This window comes from Streptomyces rubradiris, assembly GCF_016860525.1.
GTDB lineage: Bacteria > Actinomycetota > Actinomycetes > Streptomycetales > Streptomycetaceae > Streptomyces > Streptomyces rubradiris.
This window is the reverse complement of sequence record NZ_BNEA01000007.1, coordinates 221,094-244,098: the sequence shown is the minus strand read 5'-3', so window position 1 is coordinate 244,098 and position 23,005 is coordinate 221,094. Positions and strand designations below refer to the sequence as shown.

At 72.9% G+C, this 23,005-nt stretch carries 14 protein-coding genes; all 14 read left to right on the top strand.

Annotation, left to right across the window (positions count from 1 at the left end):
* The first annotated feature begins 20 nt into the window (after positions 1 to 20).
* The 14 genes from Srubr_RS10390 to Srubr_RS10325 are packed head-to-tail and all read left to right on the top strand — an operon-like array spanning position 21 to position 22,997.
* The gene (locus tag Srubr_RS10390; RefSeq protein WP_189999605.1) at positions 21 to 935 is read left to right on the top strand and encodes a Pvc16 family protein; all 915 of its coding nucleotides are present in this window, start codon (positions 21 to 23) and stop codon (positions 933 to 935) included.
* Positions 936 to 971: 36 nt separating this feature from the next.
* Positions 972 to 2,951, top strand: coding sequence for an ATP-binding protein (locus Srubr_RS10385; RefSeq protein ID WP_189999606.1), 1,980 nt, complete (start codon positions 972 to 974; stop codon positions 2,949 to 2,951).
* On the top strand, positions 2,942 to 3,226 hold the full coding sequence (locus tag Srubr_RS10380) for a hypothetical protein (protein WP_189999607.1): 285 nt from the start codon (positions 2,942 to 2,944) through the stop codon (positions 3,224 to 3,226). The genes Srubr_RS10385 and Srubr_RS10380 overlap by 10 nt, the downstream gene beginning before the upstream one ends.
* A complete protein-coding gene (locus tag Srubr_RS10375) occupies positions 3,223 to 9,900 on the top strand; it encodes an eCIS core domain-containing protein (RefSeq protein WP_189999608.1) in 6,678 nt (2,225 codons plus the stop codon). The genes Srubr_RS10380 and Srubr_RS10375 overlap by 4 nt, the downstream gene beginning before the upstream one ends.
* Entirely contained in the window at positions 9,897 to 10,439 is a 543-nt protein-coding gene (locus Srubr_RS10370; protein WP_189999609.1) for an SUKH-4 family immunity protein, read from the top strand. Before Srubr_RS10375 ends, Srubr_RS10370 begins: the two co-directional genes overlap by 4 nt.
* Positions 10,436 to 11,122 carry a hypothetical protein gene (locus tag Srubr_RS10365; RefSeq protein ID WP_189999610.1) on the top strand — a complete coding sequence of 229 codons (687 nt, stop codon included), beginning with the start codon at positions 10,436 to 10,438 and terminating at the stop codon, positions 11,120 to 11,122. Before Srubr_RS10370 ends, Srubr_RS10365 begins: the two co-directional genes overlap by 4 nt.
* 7 nt (positions 11,123 to 11,129) lie before the next feature.
* Positions 11,130 to 11,492, top strand: a complete 363-nt coding sequence (locus tag Srubr_RS10360) for a hypothetical protein (protein WP_189999611.1) — start codon at positions 11,130 to 11,132, stop codon at positions 11,490 to 11,492.
* Positions 11,485 to 12,624, top strand: a complete 1,140-nt coding sequence (locus Srubr_RS10355) for a hypothetical protein (RefSeq protein ID WP_189999612.1) — start codon at positions 11,485 to 11,487, stop codon at positions 12,622 to 12,624. The genes Srubr_RS10360 and Srubr_RS10355 overlap by 8 nt, the downstream gene beginning before the upstream one ends.
* Positions 12,625 to 12,678: 54 nt before the next feature.
* On the top strand, positions 12,679 to 13,215 hold the full coding sequence (locus Srubr_RS10350) for a phage baseplate assembly protein V (RefSeq protein ID WP_189999613.1): 537 nt from the start codon (positions 12,679 to 12,681) through the stop codon (positions 13,213 to 13,215).
* An 18-nt stretch (positions 13,216 to 13,233) separates the two neighbouring features.
* The gene (locus Srubr_RS10345) at positions 13,234 to 13,569 is read left to right on the top strand and encodes a hypothetical protein (RefSeq protein WP_189999614.1); all 336 of its coding nucleotides are present in this window, start codon (positions 13,234 to 13,236) and stop codon (positions 13,567 to 13,569) included.
* On the top strand, positions 13,566 to 13,958 hold the full coding sequence (locus Srubr_RS10340; protein ID WP_189999615.1) for a GPW/gp25 family protein: 393 nt from the start codon (positions 13,566 to 13,568) through the stop codon (positions 13,956 to 13,958). Before Srubr_RS10345 ends, Srubr_RS10340 begins: the two co-directional genes overlap by 4 nt.
* Positions 13,955 to 17,059 (top strand): putative baseplate assembly protein, encoded by a 3,105-nt coding sequence (locus Srubr_RS10335; protein ID WP_189999616.1) that lies wholly within the window; start codon positions 13,955 to 13,957, stop codon positions 17,057 to 17,059. Before Srubr_RS10340 ends, Srubr_RS10335 begins: the two co-directional genes overlap by 4 nt.
* On the top strand, positions 17,056 to 20,838 hold the full coding sequence (locus tag Srubr_RS10330; protein WP_189999617.1) for a putative baseplate assembly protein: 3,783 nt from the start codon (positions 17,056 to 17,058) through the stop codon (positions 20,836 to 20,838). Before Srubr_RS10335 ends, Srubr_RS10330 begins: the two co-directional genes overlap by 4 nt.
* Entirely contained in the window at positions 20,838 to 22,997 is a 2,160-nt protein-coding gene (locus tag Srubr_RS10325) for a hypothetical protein (protein ID WP_189999618.1), read from the top strand. The genes Srubr_RS10330 and Srubr_RS10325 overlap by 1 nt, the downstream gene beginning before the upstream one ends.
* Positions 22,998 to 23,005: the final 8 nt, after the last annotated feature.

Genomic DNA, 23,005 nt, shown 5'->3' with positions numbered 1-23,005 from the left:
AGGGACGGGGAACCGACGCCATGAGCAACGCACTCGCCATCGCCCATGTCAGCCAGGCCCTCGCCCTGCTGATCGAGTCCCACCTCCAGCCGGAGATCGACATGGCCGTCAAGGTGGAGCCGCGCAAGCCGCCCACCGAGCCGCCGGCCGAACCCACCATCTCCGTCTTCCTCTACCAGGTCGCCCCCAACCCCGCCCGGCGCAACGACGACCTGCCCACCCGCGCCCCCGACGGCACGCTGACGCGCCGGGCGCGGGCGGCGCTCGACCTCAACTACGTGATCAGCGCGTACGGCGACGAGACCGAACTCGTCGGGCAACGGCTGCTCGGCTCGGTCGTACGAACCCTGCACGAGATCCCGGTCCTGCCCAAGGACATCATCGAACTCGCCGGAGAAAAACCCTACTTGGCGGGCAGCGACCTCGCGGAGACGGCACAGCGCGTGCGGTTCACACCGAACGTGATGGACATCGACGAGACGTCCAAGTTGTGGGGGATGCTCTACCAGACCCCCTACGCCCTCTCCGTCGTCTACCAGGCGTCCCTGATCTTCATCGACGGCCAGGAGACCCCGGTGCCGGCCAAGCCGGTCGAGCGGCCGGAGGTACGCGTGCTGCCGTTCGGCGCCCCGGGAGCGCCGGTACCGCCGGGGACGGGGACGGGCGGCAGCCCAGGGGAGGACCGGGCAGGAGCCACGGAACCCCGGCCGGCGAACGGCGACCGGACCGGAACGGACCGAGCCGCACCGGCGAAGGCGGCCGGGGCCGTGGCGAAGAACCCGGCGAAGACCCCTGCCAAGGCCCCCGCGAAGGCTCCCGCCAAGACGCCCGCCCGCGCCCGCAAGGGCACGCCTAGGGCGGCCAAGGCGGCGCGGCCGCCCACGCGCGGGACGAAGCGCGACACGGACGGCACCGAGAACACCGACCACGACTGATCCGGCACGGACGACCCGACGGGGGCAGGTGAACACATGGGAGCCGACGAGGAGCCGACGACGGCCGGCCGCACCGCGTTGACCGCCGGGATCAGGCGTGTCCTGGCCCGCGTCGACGCCCACGCCGCCCGCACCGGCCAAGGCCGCACCACCGAGGAACAGGCCGGCCCCGGCGCCGCCCCCACCACCGGGCCCGCCCCGACCCCCGCCCTCGCCACCCCGCTCGACGCCCTCGTCACCCTCTTCGGACTCACCCCCTTCGAACGCGACCTGGTCCTGCTCACCGCCGCCGACGAACTCGACCCCACCACCGGCGCGCGGTGCGCGGCGGCCGCGGGCGACCCGCGGCGCGCGTACCCCACCTTCTCCCTCGCCCTGGCCGCCCTCGGCGAACCGCACTGGAGCGCCCTGACCCCCGTGGCACCGCTGCGCCGCTGGCGGATCGTGGAACTGGAGGACGAGACCCGGCTGACCGTCTCCCGGATCCGGCTGGACGAACGCGTCCTGCACTTCCTGCTCGACTCGCCCTACCTCGACGCCCGGCTGCACGGCAGACTCCGCCGCACCACCGCACCGGACGCGCTCCCGCCGTCGTACGACCTGGCCGCGAGCCGGCTCGCCGACGGCTGGCGGCAGGACGGCCGAGACCCCGGCGCGCCACCCGTGGTCGAGGTGACCGGCGGCGACCCGCGCAGCCGCGCCGAGCTCGCGGCCACCGCGGCCGCCCGCTGCGGGCTGGGGCTGTACGCCATGAGCGCCGAGGACCTGCCCGCCGACCCCGCCGAGCGCGACCGGCTGGCCCGGTTGTGGCAGCGCGAGGCCACCCTGCTGCCCGCCGCCCTGCTGGTGGAGGCCGACGACCTGGACCGCGAACAGCGCGCGGCCACCGAGGCGTTCCTCGCCGGGGCCGCCGTACCCGTCGTCGTCTCCAGCCAGGACCCGCTGCCCACCGGGCGCCCGCCCGGCACCCGCGTGACCGTGCCGCGCCTGGCCGACGACGAACAGCTCGCCCTGTGGGCCGACGCGTTCACCGGCGTGGCCGACCTGGCCGACGGCGAACTGCGCTCCCTGGTCGCCCAGTTCCAGCTGCCACCGCACGTGATCCGCGCCACCGCCGCCGCCGTGGGCCGCCGGCTGCCGCACGAGGACGAGGCGCGCGCCGCCGAACTGGCCTGGCGGGCCGGACTGGAGGAGGCCCGCGTCGGCATGGACGAACTGGGCCGCCGGACGGAACCCCGGGCCGGCTGGCACGACCTCGTCCTGCACGACCGCCAGACCGCCGTGCTCCGCGAGATCGTCGCGCACGTGCGCCGGCGGCCGATCGTGCTCCAGGAATGGGGATTCGCCGCCACCCTGCGCCGCGGGCTCGGCGTCACCGCGCTGTTCGCGGGCGGCTCCGGCACGGGCAAGACACTCGCCGCCGAGGTCATCGCCAACGAACTCGGCCTGGACCTGTTCGTCGTGGACCTCTCCCAGGTGGTGAGCAAGTACATCGGTGAGACCGAGAAGAACCTGCGCCGCGTCTTCGACGCCGCCGAACGCGGCGGCGCCCTGCTGCTGTTCGACGAGGCCGACGCCCTGTTCGGCAAGCGCAGCGAGGTCAAGGACAGCCACGACCGGTACGCCAACCTGGAGGTCAGCTATCTGCTGATGCGGATGGAGGCGTACCGGGGCCTGGCCATCCTCACCACCAACATGAAGCAGGCCCTCGACACGGCCTTCCTGCGCCGCATCCGCTTCGTGGTCGACTTCCCCTTCCCGGCCGAACACGAACGCGCCGAGATCTGGCGCCGCGTGCTGCCACCGCAGGCCCCGCTCAAGGACATCGACCCGGACCTGCTGGCCCGCCTCACCGTCGCGGGCGGCTCCATCCGCAACATCGCCCTGTCCGGGGCGTTCCTCGCCGCCGAGGAGGGCGACCGGTTGCAGATGCGGCACATGCTCGCCGCCGCCCGCACCGAATACCTCAAGCTGGAGCGCTCACTGACCCCCGCGGAGGTGCGCGGATGGGTGTGAACAGGCGGCCCTCGGCGATCCGCGTGGAGATCGGCGAACTGGTCCTCGACGGCTTCCACGCCGACCCGGCCCGCGTCTCGGCCGCGTTCGAAAGCGAACTGGCCCGCCTCGTACGGCAGTACGGCGTGCCGTTGGCGGCGAACGGCGCCGTGACCGTGGAGGCGCTCACCGGCCTGCCCCCGCTGCCCGCCGGACTGTCGGCCCGTCGGCTCGGCCAGGAGCTGGCTCGCGCGGTCCACGACGGGCTCAGCGGCCACGGGGAGGTGACCCCATGACCGCCAGGGCCCAGGACGCGGCCGCCCGGGAGACGGCCGAACAGCGACGCCGCAGACGCAGGGAACGCGCCGCCAAGTCCCGCACGCCCGAACCGAAGAACATCGTCAGCGGCGCCGGACAGCCCCTCGATCCCGGACTGCGCGGGGAGTTGGAGGAACAGCTCGGCCACGACCTCGGCCGCGTCCGCCTGCACACCGACCGTGACGCAGACCGTCTCACCGAGCTGCTCGGTGCCGACGCCGTGGCCGTCGGCCAGGACATCCTCTTCCGCGCGGGCGCCTTCCGGCCCGGCACCGACGACGGCCGCCGGCTCCTCGCCCACGAGCTGCTGCACTCCGTACAGAACCCGCACGGCCTGGGCACCTTGCGCGCAGGACGCGAACCGGGCGCCGTCAGCCTGCCCCAGCAGTCCATCGAACGCGAGGCCGAGTCCGCCGCCCAGGACCTCGTACACCCCTCGACCGGGCAACCCGCGCCCCAGGTCACCGAGAACCGGCCCACACCCGGCTGGCTGCGCTACGCCACCGTGCACGCCGACCGCAGCCGGACCGAGGCCGTGGACCCGGCGACCCTGCTCGACCGGCTCGCCAACTCGGTCGTACGGTCCCTGCGGGGCGACCCGGAGGACCTGTCCGGTCGCACCCGCAAGCAACTCGCCCGCCTCCCCGAGGAGTTGCTCGACGGCGTGCTGGTCCGCCTGGAGAACCGGCTGCTGGCCCCGGAGCACGACCGGGTGCTCGACCTCGTGGAAGAGGCAGGAGCGTACGACGACCACGCCCAGGACCTGGAAGTCAACGCGCACGACGCGCCCGGCATCGAGCCGGACGTTGCCGAACAGGTGCGCAGCGAACGGGAGGAGACGCTGCGGTCGCGGGAACAGCGGCGGGCCGAGGAGGAACGGCCGGGCATCGCACCCGGACCGGAGAAGGAACGGGCCGACGACCAGGGCGCGGCCGGCAGGACCCCCCAGAACGGCGGCACGCCCGAGCACGGGAGCACGCCGCAGGGCGGGGACGCCCCGCACGCGAGGCGGCGGCAGCCGGCCGGCACACCAGGACCGGCGCGGGGCCCGGCACCGGCGGGCACGGGGACGTCCACTGACGGTCCGGAGCAGGCAGCCCCGCAGGCAGCCCCGGGGGCGGCGCCGGACGGCGAACGGCGAAGCGACACGGAGCCGACGCCGGCGGCGGGGCGGGAACAGAGCGGGAAGGCCGGCGCGGACGGCGGGGAAGAGAGCGGGAAGGCCGGCGCGGACAGCGGGGAGCAGACCGAGGAGACGCGGACTCCCGCCGCGAGCAAGGAGGAGTCCGCGGCGCGGAACCGCCCGGGCGCGGCCGAGGCCGCCGTCGCCGGACAACAGCTGCGGCAGCAGGACAAGGGCGGCCGGAAGAAGCCCACCGGCTCCCCGACGGCCTCGGGCCGGGACATCCGGCTCCCGGGACCGTTCAGCACCCTTGAGGGCAGACGCAACCAGGACATCGACGGCCCCGAGGAGAGGACCGAGGAGGACCCCTTCGGCTCCGGCAGCGAGTCGGAGGTCGACGTCGGGGGCGGGGAGCCGAGCGCCTGGGACGTCAAACTCCGGCCCGAGGACTTCCTGCCGGAGCGGGACCTCGACGTGTCCGCCGTACCGACGGCGGACACGCTCGGCCCCGGCGCGTCCGCGTCGTCGTCGGTCCCGTCCTTCCCCGCCCCACCGCCGACCAGGGCGGACCAGGTCCAGGCCGAGCGCGACGCGGAGGACGCGGAGGACGCGGAGGAAGCGGAGGACGGCCCGGAGGAGGAGACAGCCGCGACCGACCCGGGGGACGAGCCCGGTGTGTCCGCGCCGGAGGCCGAGAACGGTGCGAAGGGCGCGGGGCCGTCCGGACCGGCGGTGGAACAGGCCACCGCGGCCCCGCCCGCCCCCGGGACCCGTGACCCCAAGGGCGGAGACGACCCGAAGGCGGGCCCGGTCGCCGCGCAGACCACGGTGCAGCAGGCGCCGGGCCGGGCCGACGGGGCCTCCGAGGGCGGCGGAGCGGCGGGGGAGACGACCGCGAAGGAGGAGAAGGGCACCGCCGCCGCAGGCGACAAGGGGGCCGGCGGCCAGGAGAAGGAGTCCCCGAAGGCGACCGGCGGCCAGTCGGTGCAGAAGGACGCCGAGGCCCAAGAGGCGGGCGCGGGGGCCGGTTCGGCCGGGACCACCGGACGGCCGGCAGCGGGCGCGCAGGGCGTCGGCTCCGCGGAACCCGTGCCGGACGGGCCCGCCGCCGCGGCCGGGCCCACGGCGCCGGGCACGTCGCCCGGGGCCTCCGTGGCACAGGCGCCGGGGGCGGATGAGGCACCGGCCCCCGAGGCCCCTACGACGCCGGGGCCCCGCGCGGCGACGGCGGCGCCGCGGCCCGCGCCCACCGCGAGGGCCGCACCGGCACCGGCGAGGACGGCCACGGAATCGCCCGCCGAGCCGGAGCCCGCGCCGTGGCCGGCGCCGGAGCCCAGGTCGGCCGGCGGGGGAGCTTCCCGGAGCGGCGCCGGCGGTGGTGGCGCGGGTGCTGCCCCGGCCCGGCCCAAGGGCAGGCGGGACAGCGCGCCGGTACCCGACCTCTCCGGGGTGTCCCCCGAGGCGGGCCTCGCGACGGCCGCGAAACTCAAGCCGCACAAGGCACTTCAGGCCATGGGCGGGGTCGGTGGCGCGGTGGACCGCTCGGTCGGCGACGAGCACCAGGCCCTGGCCTCCGCGCCCCCCTCGATGCAGCGCCCGGCAGGCGCGCCGCAGACGCTGCGGGGCAAGCCGAAGACGGACGCCCCGGCGGAGTACTCCCAGGACAGGCCGCAGGAAGCCCAGGCGCCGGAGCAGAAGGACGCGGAGGTCACGGGCGCCAAGCAGCCCGAGGGCCGGATCGAGGCGGAGAAGGCCGAGGAGCCCGGCGGGTGGGACACCTTCAAGATGGCCCTCGGCTTCATCGGCGGCAAGATCGTGAACGGTGTCGCGAGCCTCTTCGGCGCCGACAAGCCGGTGGTGGATCCGCAGGCGCTGGCCGCGAAGTTCGCGGGGCTGCCGACCAAGGACGAGGCACTCGAGCAGGCCCGGGCGGGCGACGCGCCGGGGGTCGGCATGACGGGCGCGGCGGAACAGTCGGCCGGCGAGCAGGACGGCCACGTCGACGCCAAGGGCCGGCAGACGATCGGCACCGCCCGGGACGACGCCGGCCGGCGGATGGGCGAGGACCAGGTCTACCCGGACGCGCCCAAGGAGACGATGACCGCCGAGGTCCCCGGTGCACGGGGCGGTCAGGGCGCGGCGGCCGGCGGCGGAGGGGCGACCGGTGCCGTACCCCCGGAGGCGGCTTCCGAGGTGGCGGAGCACGAACAGGGCCCGCAGTTCCAGGCGGCGTTCACCGAGGGCACGAAGAGCATGTCCGAGGGCCGGCAGGCCAAGGACCGTGACGTCCGCGACGCGCAGGACCGGCACCGGCAGAAGGTCGACGCCGAGATCGCGGCGAACACCAAGTCGCAGGCCGCCGAGCGCGAGAAGGCCATGGGCGAGGTCACCGCCCAGCGGGAGGACTGGCGCGAGGAGCAGGACGAGCGGCTGAAGTCCCTCGGCGACAAGAAGAGCGAACGCCACGACAAGGTCCGCAAGGACGTCGCGGACAAGGAGAAGAAGACCGACGACGACGTCGACAACGAGAAACAGAACAGCGACAAGAAGATCCAGGACGAGAGCGACAAGGCCGAACGCGAAGCGGACCAGAAGCGCGACGGCGCAGTCCAGGAGTCCGGCAACTGGGTCAGCAAGGCCTTCGACTGGATCAAACAGAAGGTCATCGAGATCAAGAACGCGATCGTCCGGGTCATCCGGGCGGCCCGCGACGCGGTCGTCGGCTTCATCAAGAACTTCAAGGACACGGTCGAACGCTGGATCAACGAGGCCCGCAAGAACATCGTCGACGCGATCAAGAACCTCATCAAGGACCTGATCGAGTTCGCGGTGGCGATGGTGCGGGCGGTGATCGAACTCGCCGCGAGGATCCGCAGGTTCGTCGCCGACCTGATCTCGGCGGCGATCGCCCTGGTCAACCGCCTCGCCCAGGCGCTGAAGCAGGCCGTCTCCGACCTCCTCGACGCCATCGGCAAGCTGCTCAGCGGCCTCCTGGACATCCTGAGGAAGGCGCTCCAGGCGGCGGTGAAGGCGGTCGTCGACGCGGTGAAGGCGGTCCTGGAGTTCGCCTCGAAGCTCCTGAGCGCGCTGGGCGCCTGGATGATGATCGCGGTCGACTTCCTCTCCGACCCGGGCGGCTGGCTCGGCGGCGCGAAGAACTCCGCGGTGGACGGCGCGAAGAACCACCTCTTCCGCGAAGTGTCCGCGGCCGTCAAGGCATGGTTCCAGGAGAAGATCCAAGAGATCATCGGCGTCCCGAAGGCGATCATCGACAAGCTCATCAAGGGCGGCTTCTCCCTCGACCGGATCGTCAAGGAGGCATGGGACGCGGTCGTCCCGCAACTCCCGCTCATCATCGGTGAGTTGGTGATCACCAAGGTCGTCGCGAAGCTCATTCCCGGCGCCGGCTGGGTGATGGCGGTCATCGACGCGATCCGTACCGCCTGGGGCGCCCTCAGCGCCATCCTCAGCTCCCTCGACGCGGTCCTCACCTGGCTCAAGGCCGTCCGCACGGGCGGCGCCGGCATCCTCTTCGCCAAGGCCGTCGCCGCGGGCGTGGTCGCGCTCCTGGAGGTCCTCTACCAGGCCCTCCTCAGTGGGATCGGCAAGTACGTCGCCAAGGTGGGCCGCCGCCTGCGGGGCGTCGCGGCGAAACTCACCAACGACAAGTCCGGCAAGCCGGGGGACCGGGGGCGCGCGGGAGCGGAGGACACGGAGGGGCGGGGTCCGAAGAAGCCGAAGGACGCGCAGCCCGCCGGCCGAAAACCCGGCTCGGAGGTCCAGACACCTCGGGACGCGGACCCGAAGGCACCCCGGGCCAAGGACGGCAGGCCCAAGAGGCCCACCGCTCCCGAGCCGACGGCCAAGGACGGAAACGGCCGCCCGAAGGACCCCACCGAAAAACCCGACACCAAGCCCACCCCGACCACGAGGCCGAAGCCCCGCCCGGAGCCCCGCCCGAAGCCGAGGACCGAGCCCGAACACCGGGACCCGAACAGGCCCGGAACCGGAGATCAGGACAGGCCAGACACGGCGAAGCCCCAGGACAGGGACGGCAAGACCTCGGACAAACCGACGGACCGAGACCCCGGCAACCCGAAGGGCTCGGACCGGGACGCCCCGGGCAGCCGCAAGCCGGACGCGGACCAGAAGGCCCCCGGTGACAGGCCCCGAGGCGAGGGCGGCGACAACCGGGCGCCGAAGGAGAAGGAGAAGGGGAAGGGGAAGGAGAAAGGGAAGGGGAAGGGGAAGGACGGAAAGGAGCGGAAGCCCGAAAACGACCCGAAGGGACCGAAGCGTAAACGGGAGAAGGACAAGGGCCGAGACTCCAAGGAGAAGGACTCGGCCAAGAAGAAGCAGGACAAGAAGGAGCAGCGCAAGAAGGAAGAGGACTCGAAGGACTCGAAGGACGAGCGGCTGCGGAAGATCGTCGCACGTTTGCGCCCCCGGATCGAGCGGATGACGGAACGAGGCGTGAAGCAGTTCGTGTTCCGACCTGCCCTCTCGGCGCTGCGGCTTTGGTATCGCCTGACCGGCCTTGAGGCAAGCACTGCGGCACCTGTTTCGATCACGGCCGTCCTGAATCCTTCTGCCCGCGTCACCGAGGCCACTAGAGCGAAGCTCCGTCTGCTCGTGGAGGGAGATCCGGACCGGCAGCGTCGTCTGGAGGCGGCCCTCGGGATCGAGAGCTTCGAAGACTGGCTCCTGTTCAAAGGAAGTGAAAGTGAGAGAGACTTCATCAACAGAATGAGGAATCTCCTCAGGCGTCTGGACAAGCAAGAGCGAAAGAACCTTGGAAACGCGGAGCTGCAGCGGATTCGTGCGGCTGAAAGGGATGTGCAAAACGGCCTGGGGCAGGATATCGACGTTGAAGAAGGCGAGTACGAGAGCAGAGCGGAGACCCCGGAGCCGCAGACCGAGGAGTACAGAAACGCGTATCGCGAACTGCTGAACGATCAGTACTTGCAGAGTCAGAAGGAACGGCTCCGCTCCGGACAGCCTGGGGAGCAACCGGACCCGGCAGCCCGGAAGAAGGCGGCGACGATCCAGTTGAAGCATCACTACGACCTGGTAGGTTTCACCAGAAAGGCCCTGGCCATCAAGCGGGCCAGCGAGAACGCGACCACGTTCAGAAGGGAGGCATCCCCTTCCTACCACAGCATCTTCGGCCGCAAGGAGAAGCTCGAGGATCACCTGCAGGCGCAGCAGGATTCCAGGCGGCTTGGTGCCATGACTTTTCATTTCAAGAAAATGGTGCGGCTCCGCGCCCTGGCCAGTACCGGCAGCAGAGATCTGAAGCAGCGCATCGACGACCGGATCGACAACATGGACGTGGATCATGTGGTCGATCTTCAGCTCGGTGGCCTGGATGATTACAAGAACTTCTACCTGCTCGACAAGCAGACGAACAGGGAGATGGGGACAGACCTCACTAATGAACTCAAGATCAATAACGTTACCGTGCCGGCCGGTACGGTGATCGTTATCGATGTGAACTGGAAGTCGGTATCAGGGGAAGTGGGACGATGATCACGCATCAGGAAATGGCAGGACTATATGGTGAGGGCAATCTCGTGCGGCCGTCCGAGGCGGAGATCGACCGCCTCGGTCTTCGCTCGGTGGATGCGCGCGTTCTGAGGGAGACAGGAATTCCTCGAAGCAGTCCACCTTTCTTTTCCGTGCTGGTCGAAGGAGGTCCGGCTTTCCTGGAGGTGATCGACATCCCCCTTCCGGATGGCGGCAACCATCGTGAGGTCGTCATCGGGGGGCCGCCCGGAGACCCGGGATTCCGGTTTTCAGTGGATGCACGCGAAGGGTTTGTCACGCTGGCACAGTTGCGGGGGACGCCTCGCGGTGAAGTCGTCAATCGGGACCTTGCGGAATTCGTTGAATTTCTCTATCTGATCGATCTCCATCAAAAGCGCGCGATGGGATCAGGAGACGCAGCGAGTGAGTTCGAGAAGCTTTCGCATCACTTGAGGAGTCTGAACCCCATCTCATTCGAGCGGCCCGAGAACTGGTGGTCGATGGCGCTTGAGTACGTGGCGAGCGAGGAGGGCGAAGGATGACCCGCTACCCCGACATCCCCCGACCCATCCGCTCCGGGATCGTCGTGGTCGACCCCGACCACGGCACCCCGCAACGCGTCATCGTCCTCCAGTTCAACCCCGACACCCTGGAACGCGGCATCGCGCCCCAGTCCGCCGGGGACGGCGGGGACGCCGGTGGTGGGGGGACCGGCAGTGGGGACCGGAACGAGGCGTTGCGGTTGAAGGGGCCCGCGCAGGAGACGTGGAAGTTCACCGCCGAGATCGACGCCACCGATCAACTGGAGATCGCCGCGCCGGACGGCATTCATCCGCAGCTCGCCGTGCTGGAGATGCTGGTGCAGCCGACCACCGCGCAATTACGCGCCGCAACCAGGCTGTCGCAGAAGGGCAGCATCGAGATCAGTCCGATCGAGATGCCGTTGACGCTGTTCACCTGGGGGAGCAAGCGGGTGATGCCGGTGCGGCTGACCGAACTGTCCGTCAACGAGTCGGCGTTCGACGTGCACCTCAACCCGATCCGGGCCTCGCTCAGCATCGGGATGAAGATCCTGACCGTCAGCGACCTGCCGGCCGGACACCGGGGCGCCGACCTGTACCTGGCCCACCTGGCGCAGAAGGAACGGCTCGCCGCCGCCGCGCGCGGTGGCGGCCCCGGCGCGCCGGGCCTCGGCGGCGCCGGCCTCCTGACCGGAAGGGGATGAGGAGGAGATGGCGGAGACCGAGCCGTACGAGAGCGCGCTGGACTCGATTCCGGGCGCCCACCCCTACCCGCGCACCAGCCGCTACCACGACGCCGAGATCGGTGTTCACCGGCGCGCCGACGGCTCCGAAGTCCGCTACACCAAGCGGCGGTTGCTACCGCCGCTGGACGAGGAGACCGAGCCGCACACCGTCGGCGCCGGCGAGCGGCCCGACCTCCTCGGGCAGCGGTTCCTCGGCGACCCCGGCCAGTGGTGGCGGATCGCCGACGCCAACCCCGTACTGGATCCCAGGGAGTTGACGGACGAGCCGGGACGGGTCATCGGCATTCCGCTCACCGGCGGGTTCCCGCGGGGAGAGCGGCGTGTCTGAGCAGCCCGTGGGGCACGGCCCCGTCCACATCCAGCTCCTCATGGGACCCAAGCTCGCCCGCCCGGTCCCCCTGGAGGTCGCCGAGGCGCTGCTGTCGGCGCAGATCACGACCACGGCGGGGGAGCGCAGCGGATTCCAGTTCGCCTTCGACCTCACGAAGAACGGGCTCCTCAGCAGACGACTGCTGCCCGAGGGCTTCTTCGACCCGAAGACCCGCGTCATCGTCACCGTCAGCGTCCGCGGCACCCCCGAAGTGCTCTTCGACGGGCTGATCGTCCGCCAGGAGGTCGGCGCCAGCAACCTCCCCGGCCACTCCACCCTGACCGTCACCGGCGAGGACCTGACGCTGCTGATGGACCTGGAGGAACGCACCGCCCGCTACCCCAACCTGCCGCCGTCCCAGCGGGTGCTGGCGATCCTGCGCCGGTACTCCGACTACGGCATCCGCCCCGACGTCTACCAGGAGAAGATCGCCCAGCCCCCGCACCAGGACCTCCGCGTCCACTACCAGACCGGCACCGACCTCCAGTACGTCACCGAACTGGCCCGCGCCAACGGATACACCTTCTACCTGGAGCCCGGCCCCGGCCCCGGCCACTCCGCGGCACGCTGGGGCCCCGAGGTGCGCATCGGACTGCGCCAGCACGCCCTCAACGTCAACATGGACGCCCTGTCCACCGTGGATCAGCTGACCTTCGCCTACGACGGCACCGCCCGCGAGGAGCCCCAGGCGCGCTGGCAGGACCCCGGCACCCGCCAGTCCACCCTGCTGCCCCAGCCGCCGGTCAGCCCCCTGCGCCCGCCGCTCGGCCGTCGGCCCACCCCGGCGCTCAAACGCAAGACCCTCTCCGGCACCGCCAAGCAGCAGCGCGAGCAGGCCGAGGCCGAACTCCTCGCCCGCGCCGCCGTCTCCGCCGACGTCATCTCCGGCTCCGGTTCGCTCGACGTCGGCCGGCACGGCTACCTCCTCCAGCCGCGCCGGCTCGTCGGCGTCCGCGGCGCCGGACGGGCTTACGACGGCGACTACTTCGTCAAGTCCGTCACCCACAACCTCCGTCCGGGCTCCTTCCAGCAGAACTTCACCCTCTCCCGGGAGGGCCTGGAAGCACGCGGCGACACCGTCCGGCCGTGACCCACCCGACCCACCCGACCCACCCGACCCACCGACGAGGAGAGCACCCCGACCATGGCGGCACCCAGCAATCGCTACCTCGGCAAGTTCCGCGGCCGGGTGGTCAGCAACGACGACCCGTTGCGGCTCGGCCGGATCACGGCCGAGGTCCCGGACGTCCTCGGCGACGAGCCGTCCACCTGGGCGCTGCCCTGCCTGCCGTTCACCGGACCCGAGTCCGGACAGTTCGTGGTACCGCCACCCGGCGTCGGCGTCTGGATGGAGTTCGAACAGGGGGACCCCAGCTTCCCGGTGTGGACCGGGTGCTGGTACGGCGACGCGAGCGAACTGCCGCCCGACGCCCGGCGCGAGCTGCGGGCGAACGCGGCGAGCAAACCCGTCGTCGTCCAGACCCCGGGGGACCACAAGATCGTCCTCAACGACACGGCCGGCACCGAACAGGGAATCCTCCTGCAGGCACAGGGCGGCGCCTACATCCGCATCACCAAGGAAGCCGTGGTCATCGCCACCGGCGCGGGCGCCGAGATCACCCTGCGCGGCCGAGAAGTAACCATCAACCAGGGTCAGTTGACCGCACAGTCCAAGCGATAGACAAACGGGGGAAGAGAGTTGTCCGGGAGTCTGCTCCACGCGGGCGCCGTGATCGGCTGCCCGCACGGCGGCCGAGCCACACCCGCCACCACACCCTCCGGCGGCGTCCGCGTCGACGGCGACACCGTGGCCACGACCGCCCACGCCCACGTCGTCACCGGCTGCCCGCACACCGTGGACGGTGTGCCCTCGCCGTGCGTGTCCGTCCGCTGGACCGCCGCCGACACCGGCGTCACGGTCGACGGCGTGCCCGTGCTGCTCGACACCTGCGCCGCCCAGTGCTTCAGCGCGGCCCTCGTCCCGCAGGGACCACCCGTCGTCCAGGCCGCGCAGCGAAAGGTCACCGTCCGATGAGACCGCCGAGCCCACACACCCGCCCGCGCAGCGACATCGCGTTCCCGTTCCACGCCGACCGCCGCGGGCGCACCGCGCACGCCCGCCCCGCCGAGCACGTCCACGACCTCATCGAACAGCTGCTGTTCACCAGCCCCGGCGAGCGCGTCATGCGCCCCGACTTCGGCTGCGGACTGCTCGACCTGGTCTTCGCGCCGATCGGCCCCGAACTGGTCAGCACCCTCGAACTCTCCGTCCAGGCCGCCCTCCAGCGCTGGCTGGGCGACCTGATCGAGGTGGTCTCCCTCGACATCGCCGCCGCCGACGACACCGTACGCGTCCAGCTGTCCTACCTGGTCCGTGCCACGGGCACCGTCCACGAGGACCTCTTCGAGGGGAGGGCGGCATGAGCGCGGGAGCCACCCGGCGGGCCAAGGTGCGCGCCGCCCGCCTCAACGGGATCGACGCCGTCGAGGTGAGCGACGACGGGCTGCTGCTCACCGTCACCTTCCTCGGCAAGGCGCCCGACGGCCTCGGCCCGCAGAACGTCCGCATCGACGGCGGCCGGCGCGTCACCGGCCTCACCGCCGTGGACGTCAGTGTCGAACGCGAGGAGGACCCCGAGCTGGACGACCGGCTCCACGTCACCCTCGACCGGGCCGGCGACACCTCCCGCTACCGGCTGTCGCTGGTGGAGGCCGACCCCTACGGCAGGCCCGGCACCGAGCCCTACCACGGCTTCGACCAGCGGTACGCGGAAGCGGAGTTCGGCTTCTGGCCCGACTGCCCGAGCCCCTTCGACTGCGCGGACGCGGGCGAGGACGACGCCGCCCTCCCGGCCGCACCCGTGATCGACTACACGGCCCGCGACTACGACTCCCTCCGCAAGCTCCTGCTCGACCGGCTCGCGCTGACCACTCCCGACTGGGCCGAGCGCAACCCGGCCGACCTGGGCACCACCCTGGTGGAACTGCTCGCCTACACCGGCGACCAGATCAGCTACCAGCAGGACGCCGTCGCCACCGAGGCCTACCTCGACACCGCCCGCCGCCGCGTCTCCGTACGCCGGCACGTCCGGCTCATCGACTACCCGATGCACGACGGCTGCAACGCCCGCACCTACGTGACCGTCCAGACCGCCGCCGACCGCACCCTGGCGCCCGGCACCTACCGCTTCGCCGCGGTCGACGTACGCGCCCTCGACCCGCACGACCGCCCCGAACCCGGCACGGTCATCGACGACAACGACCTCGGCGACCTGGACGAGCGCGGCTCCGTGGAGGTCTTCGAACCCGTCCTCGCCGCCGAGCCGCTGGACCTGCGGGTCGCGCACAACGCGATCCGGTTGTGGACCTGGGGCGGCGAGGTGTGCGCGCTGCCCGTGGGAGCCACCGCCGCCACCTTACGGGACGAGTGGGCGGACCCCGCGACCCGCCGGGAGCGCGGGCTCGCCCTGGAACCGGGCGACGTGCTGATCCTGGAGGAGGTCAAAGGCCCGCGCACCGGCACCCCGGGCGACGCCGACCCCGCCCACCGGCAGGCCGTCCGCCTCACCTCCGTCACCCCCGGCCTGGACCACGTCGAGGACCAGCCCGTGCTGGAGGTCACCTGGGCCGCCGAGGACGCCCTGCGCGTCCCGTTCTGCCTGACCACCCGGGGCGGACGCGACTGCCTGCCCGTCGAGGACGTCACCCTCGCCCGCGGCAACGCCGTCCTCGTGGACCACGGCCGCTCCGGCACCGTCGAGACGGTCACCGTGCCACCGGCCCCGGCCGTCGTGGCGCCCTGCGGCCCGCCCGGCCCCGGCTGCGCGGACCCTACGCGGGGCAACGCACCGGCACGGCTCATCACCTCGCTGACGGACCGCGCCGAAAGCGGCCGGGCACTGCGCCCCGACGACGTCCGCGAACTGTTCGACGTCGTGGGGGAGCGAGCCGTCCTGCGCGCCGGAATCGGCCTGGAAGGGGCCGGACAACGCCACGAGCACGTGGTGCCCGCTGCGACGTACGCGCAGGCCGCGGCCCTGCGGACGCTGCTCGCCCAGAGCGTCTACCCAGGCATCCGGCCGCGTTTCCGCCCCGTCCTCGGCCACGCCCCCGTCACCCAGGCAGTACCGTTCCCCGACCCGGCGGCGGTCGCCGCCGCACAGGCCGAGCGGATCGCCACGATCCCGGAGCGGGTCCGGCAGCGGCTGACCGAACTGTGGCGCAGCGCCCGCGACGCCGACGGACTCGCCGAGTACGAGATCACCGAACTCGCCGTACTCTTCGGCCTGAAGCTGCTGGAACGGCTGGAACTGCGCCGGCACCCCGTCCGCGCCGTGCGCGAACTGCTGCACCGCAGCGACGAGTTGCTCCACGCCAAGCGGCGGCGCATCGCCGTCCTCACCGCGCGGGCCCACGCCGGCACCGTCCTCGACGCCCACATCACCTGGGAGATCGCGCACAGTTGGGGCCCGGCGTACGCCACCGGACTCCACCCCGACGAACCGGTGCTGCACGGCCCGGCCGGCGCCGCCCTCGCCCAGGACCCGCGCCGCGCCCTGCCCGCCGTACGCCTCACCGACGGCGAGGCGGTGTGGGAGCCGCGCCGCGACCTGCTCGACAGCGCTCCCCGCGACCGGCACTTCGTCGGCGAACCGGAGGACGACGGACGGCTCGCCCTGCGCTTCGGCGACGGACGGCACGGCGCCGGGCCGGCCCCCGGAGCACGCCTGACGGTGCGCTACCGCCTCGGCGGCGGCAGCGCGGGCAACGTGGGCGCGGAGGCCATCAACCACCTCGTCGTGGCGGCGGGCGAGCCCGGCGGGCCGGTACCCGCCGCCACCGTCCGCAACCCGCTGCCGGCCAGTGGCGGCACCGAACCCGAACCCCTGGAACAAGTACGCCAGTTGGCGCCCTTGGAGCTGCGCCGCACCCGGCTGCGGGCCATCACCGCCGCCGACTACGCGGCGCTCGCCTCCGCTGTGCCCGGCGTCCAGCGGGCCGCCGCCGACCTCCGCTGGACCGGCAGCACACAGGAGGCCCACATCGCCGTCGACGCGTACGGCGGCACCCCGTCACCGCGCCTGCTGGACACGGTGGCCCAGGCCCTGGAGACGTACCGGCGCATCGGTCACGACGTGCTGGTCGGCCCCGCCCGGCTGGTGCCCGTGGACATCGCGCTGCGCGTGTGCGCCCTGCCCGGTCACCAGCACGGGCGGATCCTGGCCGACCTGTACCGCGCCCTCGGCCGCGGCCGGCTGCCCGGCGGCCGGCTCGGCTTCTTCCACCCCGACGCCCTGACCTTCGGCGAACCCGTACGGCTCAGCCGCCTCGTCGCCGTCGTCGCGGCCGTCCCCGGCGTGGAGAGCGTCGAAGTGACCCGGCTGCGGCGGCTGTTCGAACCGGACCGGGGCGAGCGGGCGGACGGCGTGCTGCGACTCGGCCCGCTGGAGATCGCCACCTGCGACAACGACCCCGACCGGCCCGAACAGGGCCGGCTGGAGATCACCCTGGGAGGAGCCCGATGAACCGGCCCCGCTCCTGCGGCGGCGCATGCGGCGGCCACGACGAGCGCCTCGCCCCCGCCCCCCTCCACAACCCGCCCGGCCGCACCGCCCTCGACTACCGCGTCGGCGAGTACGGCACCTTCCTCGCGGCCCTCCTCGACCGGCTCGCCTCACCCGCGTACCCGGCCCTCGCCCGGCTCACCGTACGCACCCCCGACGACCCGGCCGTGGGCCTCCTCGACGCCGCCGCCATCCTCGGCGACCTGCTGACCTTCCACTCCGAGCGGATCGCCGACGAGGCCTACCTCCGCACCGCCCGCGACCACCGCTCCCTGGTCCTGCTGGGCCGGCTCGTCGGGCACCGGCCGCGCCCCGGAGTGGCCGCCACCACCCATCTGGCGTACACCCTCGAACGCGACCCGCGCGCCGAGACCCTGCCGGTGCCGATCCCGCGCGGGGCCCGCAGCCACAGCGTGCCCGCCTCCGCCGACGAGCGGTCGCTGACCTTCGAGACCTCCCGGGACCTCACCGCCCGCTGGGACTGGAACGAACTGACGGTACGGCGCCGCCGGCCCTCCCTCCTCACCCCCGACGACCTCGCCCGCCGCTCCGAACTCTTCGTGGAGGGCACGGCCAACTCCCTGCGGACCGGCGACAAGCTCCTCTTCGTGTTCGGTGAACAGGCAGGCGGGGAACGGAAGCTGATCACCATCGCCGGCGTCCGCACCGACCCCGGGGAAGAGGTCACCGCACTCACCCTGCCCCAGTCGGCCCCGCCCACGCTGAAGGAGCTGGTGGCCGAGGTACGACGCTGGACCGCCGAGCCGGCCGCCCCCGGCGAACCCGGCGACGAACCGCCGACCCCGGAGGTTCCCAACCCGCGCCCGGTCAGCCGCTTGATCGAGGACTTCGACGACCAGGTCCTCGCCCCCCTGCGCACCGACCTGGACACCATCGACACACCGGAGAAGCTCGCCACCCGCCTCGGTGAGCCGGTGGCCCGCCTGCGTGAGGCCGAGGTCCTGGCGGAGCCGTACGAGGACGTCGCGGCGTGGTTCGAACAGCTGACGGCCATCCTCGCGGAACTGGCCGCGCGGGCGCGGGCGCTGGCACCCGCCCGGCCCGCCGCCGCCGCGGGCAGCCCCGCCGCCCAGGGCGACGGCACCCCGAGGACACGGGCGAGCCGCCACGCCGGCGCACAGCACGAGGCCCGGCCCGATCCCCGTGAAGCCGCCCTCCAGGCCCTGAACACGGTCCTCCCCGCCCTGCGCGCCGCCGCCCCCGCGCCCCGGCGGGAGACCCGCACCCGCCGTCCCGGCACCGACACCGCCCGCCTGCTGACCGCCCTCGACCCAGGGCTGGCCGGCCTCTACCCGGCCTGGCGCACCGCCGGCACCCCGGCCACCGGCCCTCTGCTGCGCGCCCTCCTCGCGATGCGCGTCACCGCCGCCCCCTTCGGCGCGAACGCCCCTCTCAAACCGGTCCAGGACGCCCGCGGCCGAGTCATCCGCACCGCCGACTGGCCGCTGACCGGCGCCGCGCTGGCGAGCATGCGCGTGGTGTACGACCCCGCGGGCAGGACGCCGGTCCGCGCCGAGTTCCAGTACGTCGAGGGCAGCGGCTCCGACCAGCGCGCCGAGAACCTGCCCGTCACCCAGCCGGTCACCTTCACCCTGGGACCCGGCCAGGTCGACCTGTCCGCACGGGCCCTCCGCGGCCAGGAGCCGATCCGCCCGGCCGCCGACGGCGAACCCGGTGTCACCGCCCGCCTCCACGCCGGCCTGCCCGAGGGCAGCCTGTTCGTCTCCCGGCCCGAGGACGACGGCACCGTACACATCGCCGTGACCGGCGGCACCACCGAGCGGTTCTCCCTGGAGCCCGGCGGCAGCAGGCAGTTCACCCACGGCGAGTACCAGGTGAGCGTCACCTACACGGTCGGCAGCACGGCACCCAACGTCGAGATCGTCATCGCGAGCAGGCCCGCCCCCCTCAACCGCCGCATCCTGCAACTGGACAGCGTCCACGACACCATCACGGCCGGCAGCTGGGTGGCGATCGAGCGCCCGGCCAAGGGCACGGGAGTCCCCGGCGACGCCGCACTCCGCCTCGTCACCACCCAGGTGGTGGCCGTCCGGACGGCGGCGTACTCCAACTACGGCATCACCGGCCGCGGCACCGAACTCACCCTGGCCGACCCCTGGCTGGACGAGTCCGACGTCCTGCTCTCCCACATCCGCGACACCACCGTGCACGCGGCGGGAGAGCCGCTGCGCCCGGCCGACGAGCCGCTCGGCGAGGACGTACACGGCAACGAGATCGAACTCGCCGAGCTCCACGACGGGCTACGGCCCGGCCGCACCCTCGTCGTGAGCGGCGAACGCACCGACGTACCCGGCGCGAGCGGGGTCACCGGGAGCGAGGTGGTCACCATCGCCGCAGCCGACCCGGCCATCGACCCCGACCTCCCCGGTGACCACGTCCACACCCGCCTCACCCTCACCACGAACCTGGTCCACCGCTACGACCGGGCGAGCGTGCGCGTCCTCGGCAACGTCGTCGAGGCCACCCACGGCGAGAGCCGCGAGGAGGCCATCGGCAGCGGTGACTCCGACCGCGTCAACCAGACCTTCGCCCTCTGGCAGTCCCCGCTGACCTGGCTCGCCGCGGACAACCCGCTCGGCGCCACCCCGGTCCTGGAGGTCCGCGTGGACGGCCTGCTCTGGCACGAGGTCGACAGCCTCGCCGGACGCGGCCCCACCGAACGCGTCTACATCACCGGCACCGCCGCCGACGGCCGCACCACCGTCACCTTCGGCGACGGCGTCCACGGCGCCCGGCTGCCCAGCGGACACGAGAACGTGCGCGCCCGCTACCGCTTCGGCACCGGCAAGGCCGCCGACGTGCCCGCCGAACGGATCACCCAGCCGCTCACCCGCCCACTCGGCGTCACCGCGGTCACCAACCCGCTCCCGGCGACGGGCGGTTCGGACGCGGACGGGCCGGGCCTGACCCGGCGCACGATCCCGCTCGCCGTCTCCGCCCTGGACCGGCTGGTCTCCCCGGCCGACTACGCGGACTTCGCCCGCTCCCGGGCCGGCATCGGCCGGGCCGCCGCCCGCGAACTGTTCGACGGACGGCGGCGCGTACTCCACGTGACGGTCGCCGGCACCGACGACGTGCCCCTCGCCGACGACGACCTCCGGCCGCTGCGCCGCGCCCTGACCGAGTACGGCGACCCCGGCCTGCCGGTCCGGGTCGACGCCCGCGAACTCGTCCTGCTGCTCATCGCCGCCAAGGTGAAACTCGCCCCGGACCACACCTGGGAGACCGTCGAACCCCGGCTGCGCCAGGCCCTGCTGCGCCGCCTCGGCTACGAGGGACGGGAGCTCGGCCGGCCCGCCCGCCTCTCCGAGGTGCTCGCCACCGCCCACTCCGTGCCCGGCGTCGACCACATGGACGTGGACGTCTTCACGGGCGTACCCGCCTGCGCCACCCCGGACCGGCTCACCGCCCTGCTCGCCGCCCCCGGTACCCCGCGGCCCACGGTCCCCGCGCACCCGGCGGCCTACGACGAGCGGACCTACACGGTCCGCGCCGCCGACGGCGAGACCCTGACGTCGGTCTGCGCCCGCCACGGCATCCCGCTCAGCCGGCTGCTGCACCTCAACCCGGACATCACCGACACCCGGCGCCTGGCCGAGGGCCGGACGGTGGTCGTCTTCCGCGGCATCCGCCCGGCCCAGCTCGCCATGCTGTCGGCGCGGGCCGCGGACACCCTGATCCTGACGGAGGTCAAGTGATGTCCCCCGACGCCGAACCGCGCACACCGGCCGACCGGCACCCCGACGAACTCGCCGAACTGCTGCCCCGCCGGCACCGGTTGCGCGACGCGGAGGAGGGCGAACCGCTGCGGGCCCTGCTCGCGGTCATCGGCGAACAACTGGACCGGGTCCGCGACGGCGTGCGCCAGGGCTACGAGGACCTGTTCGTGGAGACCGCCGCACCCTGGGTGCTGCCCTACCTCGGCGACCTCGTCGGCTACCGCACCCTGCCCGGCTACGAGCACGTCCTGACCCCCGGCCTGCACGGCGGTGGCCGGACAGCGCTCGCCGAAGCCGTCGCCCCCCGCCGGGACGTCGCCGCCACGGTCGCCCAACGGCGCCGCAAGGGCACCCTGCACCTGCTGGAGGAACTCTCCGACCGGGTCGCCGACTGGCCCGCCCGCGCCGTGGAACTGTCCCGGCACGTGGCCCACACCCAGCCGGTCAGGCTCCACGGCACCGGCCGGCGCACCGAACGCGGCCGGCTGCTCGACCTCAGGGACGGCTCGGCACTCGCCACCGCGGGCGGCCCCTTCGACACGACGTCCCGCACCGTCGACGTACGCCGCGCGAACTCCACCAGGAGACAAGGAGGCTGGACGCCGGCCGGGGTCGCTCTCTTCGTCTGGCGGCTCAAGCCGTACGCGCTCACCGCGTCACCGGCCTACTGCGTCGACCGCGCCCGCAACCTCTACACCTTCTCCATCCTCGGCAACGACACCCCGCTGCTCACCCGCCCGGTGCCCGAACCCTCGCCCGCGCACATCGCCGCCGTGGACAACGTGCCCGCGTTCATCACCCGCCGGCTGCTGCACGACCGGCTCGCCGACTACTACGGCCCCGGAAAGAGCCTGTGCATCCGGCGCGACGGCGAGGACCGGCCCGTGCCCCCGGCGGACATCGTCGTCGCCGACCTGTCCGACTGGCGCTACCGGCCCGGACGCGGGCAGATCGCCGTCGACCCGGAGCTCGGGCGGATCGCGTTCGGGGCCCGCCGCGCGCCCCGCCAGGGCGTCTGGGTCGACTACCACCACGCCTTCGGCGCCGACATGGGCGGCGGCCAGTACGAGCGCCCCGACCGTGGGGCCCGCCCCGACGCCGACCTCTACCGGGTCGGCCCCGGCGGTCCGTACCGGCGGATCATGGACGCCTACCGGGCCTGGCAGGACCACCGAGGCCCCGGCCGGACCGGCATCATCGAGATCACCCACAGCGGCGCCTACCAGGAGCAGCTGGACTTCGACCTCGTCCCCGGCGACCGCCTCGAACTGCGCGCCGCCGAGGGCACCCGGCCGGTGATCCGGCTCCTCGACTGGTACAGCAACCGTCCCGACGCCCTCAACATCCGTGCCGTGGAAGCCGATTGCGCCCCGCACGAACGGCCGCGCATCGTCCTGGACGGACTCCTCGTCGCCGGGCGCGGCATCAACGTCACCGGCCCCGTCGGTGCCGTCGTCGTGCGGCACTCCACGCTCGTGCCCGGCTGGTCGCTGGAGCCCGAGTGTGCGCCGCACTCGCCCGACGAACCCAGCGTCGTCCTCGAACGCACCACCGCCTGCCTCCGCGTCGAGTACAGCGTCCTCGGCACCATCGAGGTCATCGGCGACGAGGTGAGCCAGGACCCCCTCGTCATCCAGGTGCACGACAGCGTCCTGGACGCCACCGGCGACGACCGCGCGGCCCTGTCCGCCCCCGACTGCCGCCACGCGCACGCCGTGCTGCACCTGCGCCGCACCACCGTCATCGGGGAAGTGCACACACACGCCGTCGAGTTCGCCGAGAACTCGATCTTCACCGGCCGGCTGCACGTGGCCCGGCGCGGCATCGGCTGTCTGCGCCACTGCTACGTGCCGCCCGGCTCGCGCACCCCGCGCCGCCATCGCTGCCGGCCCGACCTCGTCGGCACCGGACAGGCGCAGACCGTACGGCCGTTGTTCGTGTCCACCCGCTACGGGACGCCCTGGTACGGCCAGTTGGCCGACCAGGGCCCCGAGCAGATCCGGCGCGGCGCCGACGACGGAGGTGAACTCGGCGCCTTCCACGACCTGTACCGCCCCCAGCGGGAGGACGCGCTCAGGGCGCGGCTCGCCGAGTACACCCCCGCGATCGCGGACGCCGGGATCTTCTTCGTGACGTGAGCGGTGCC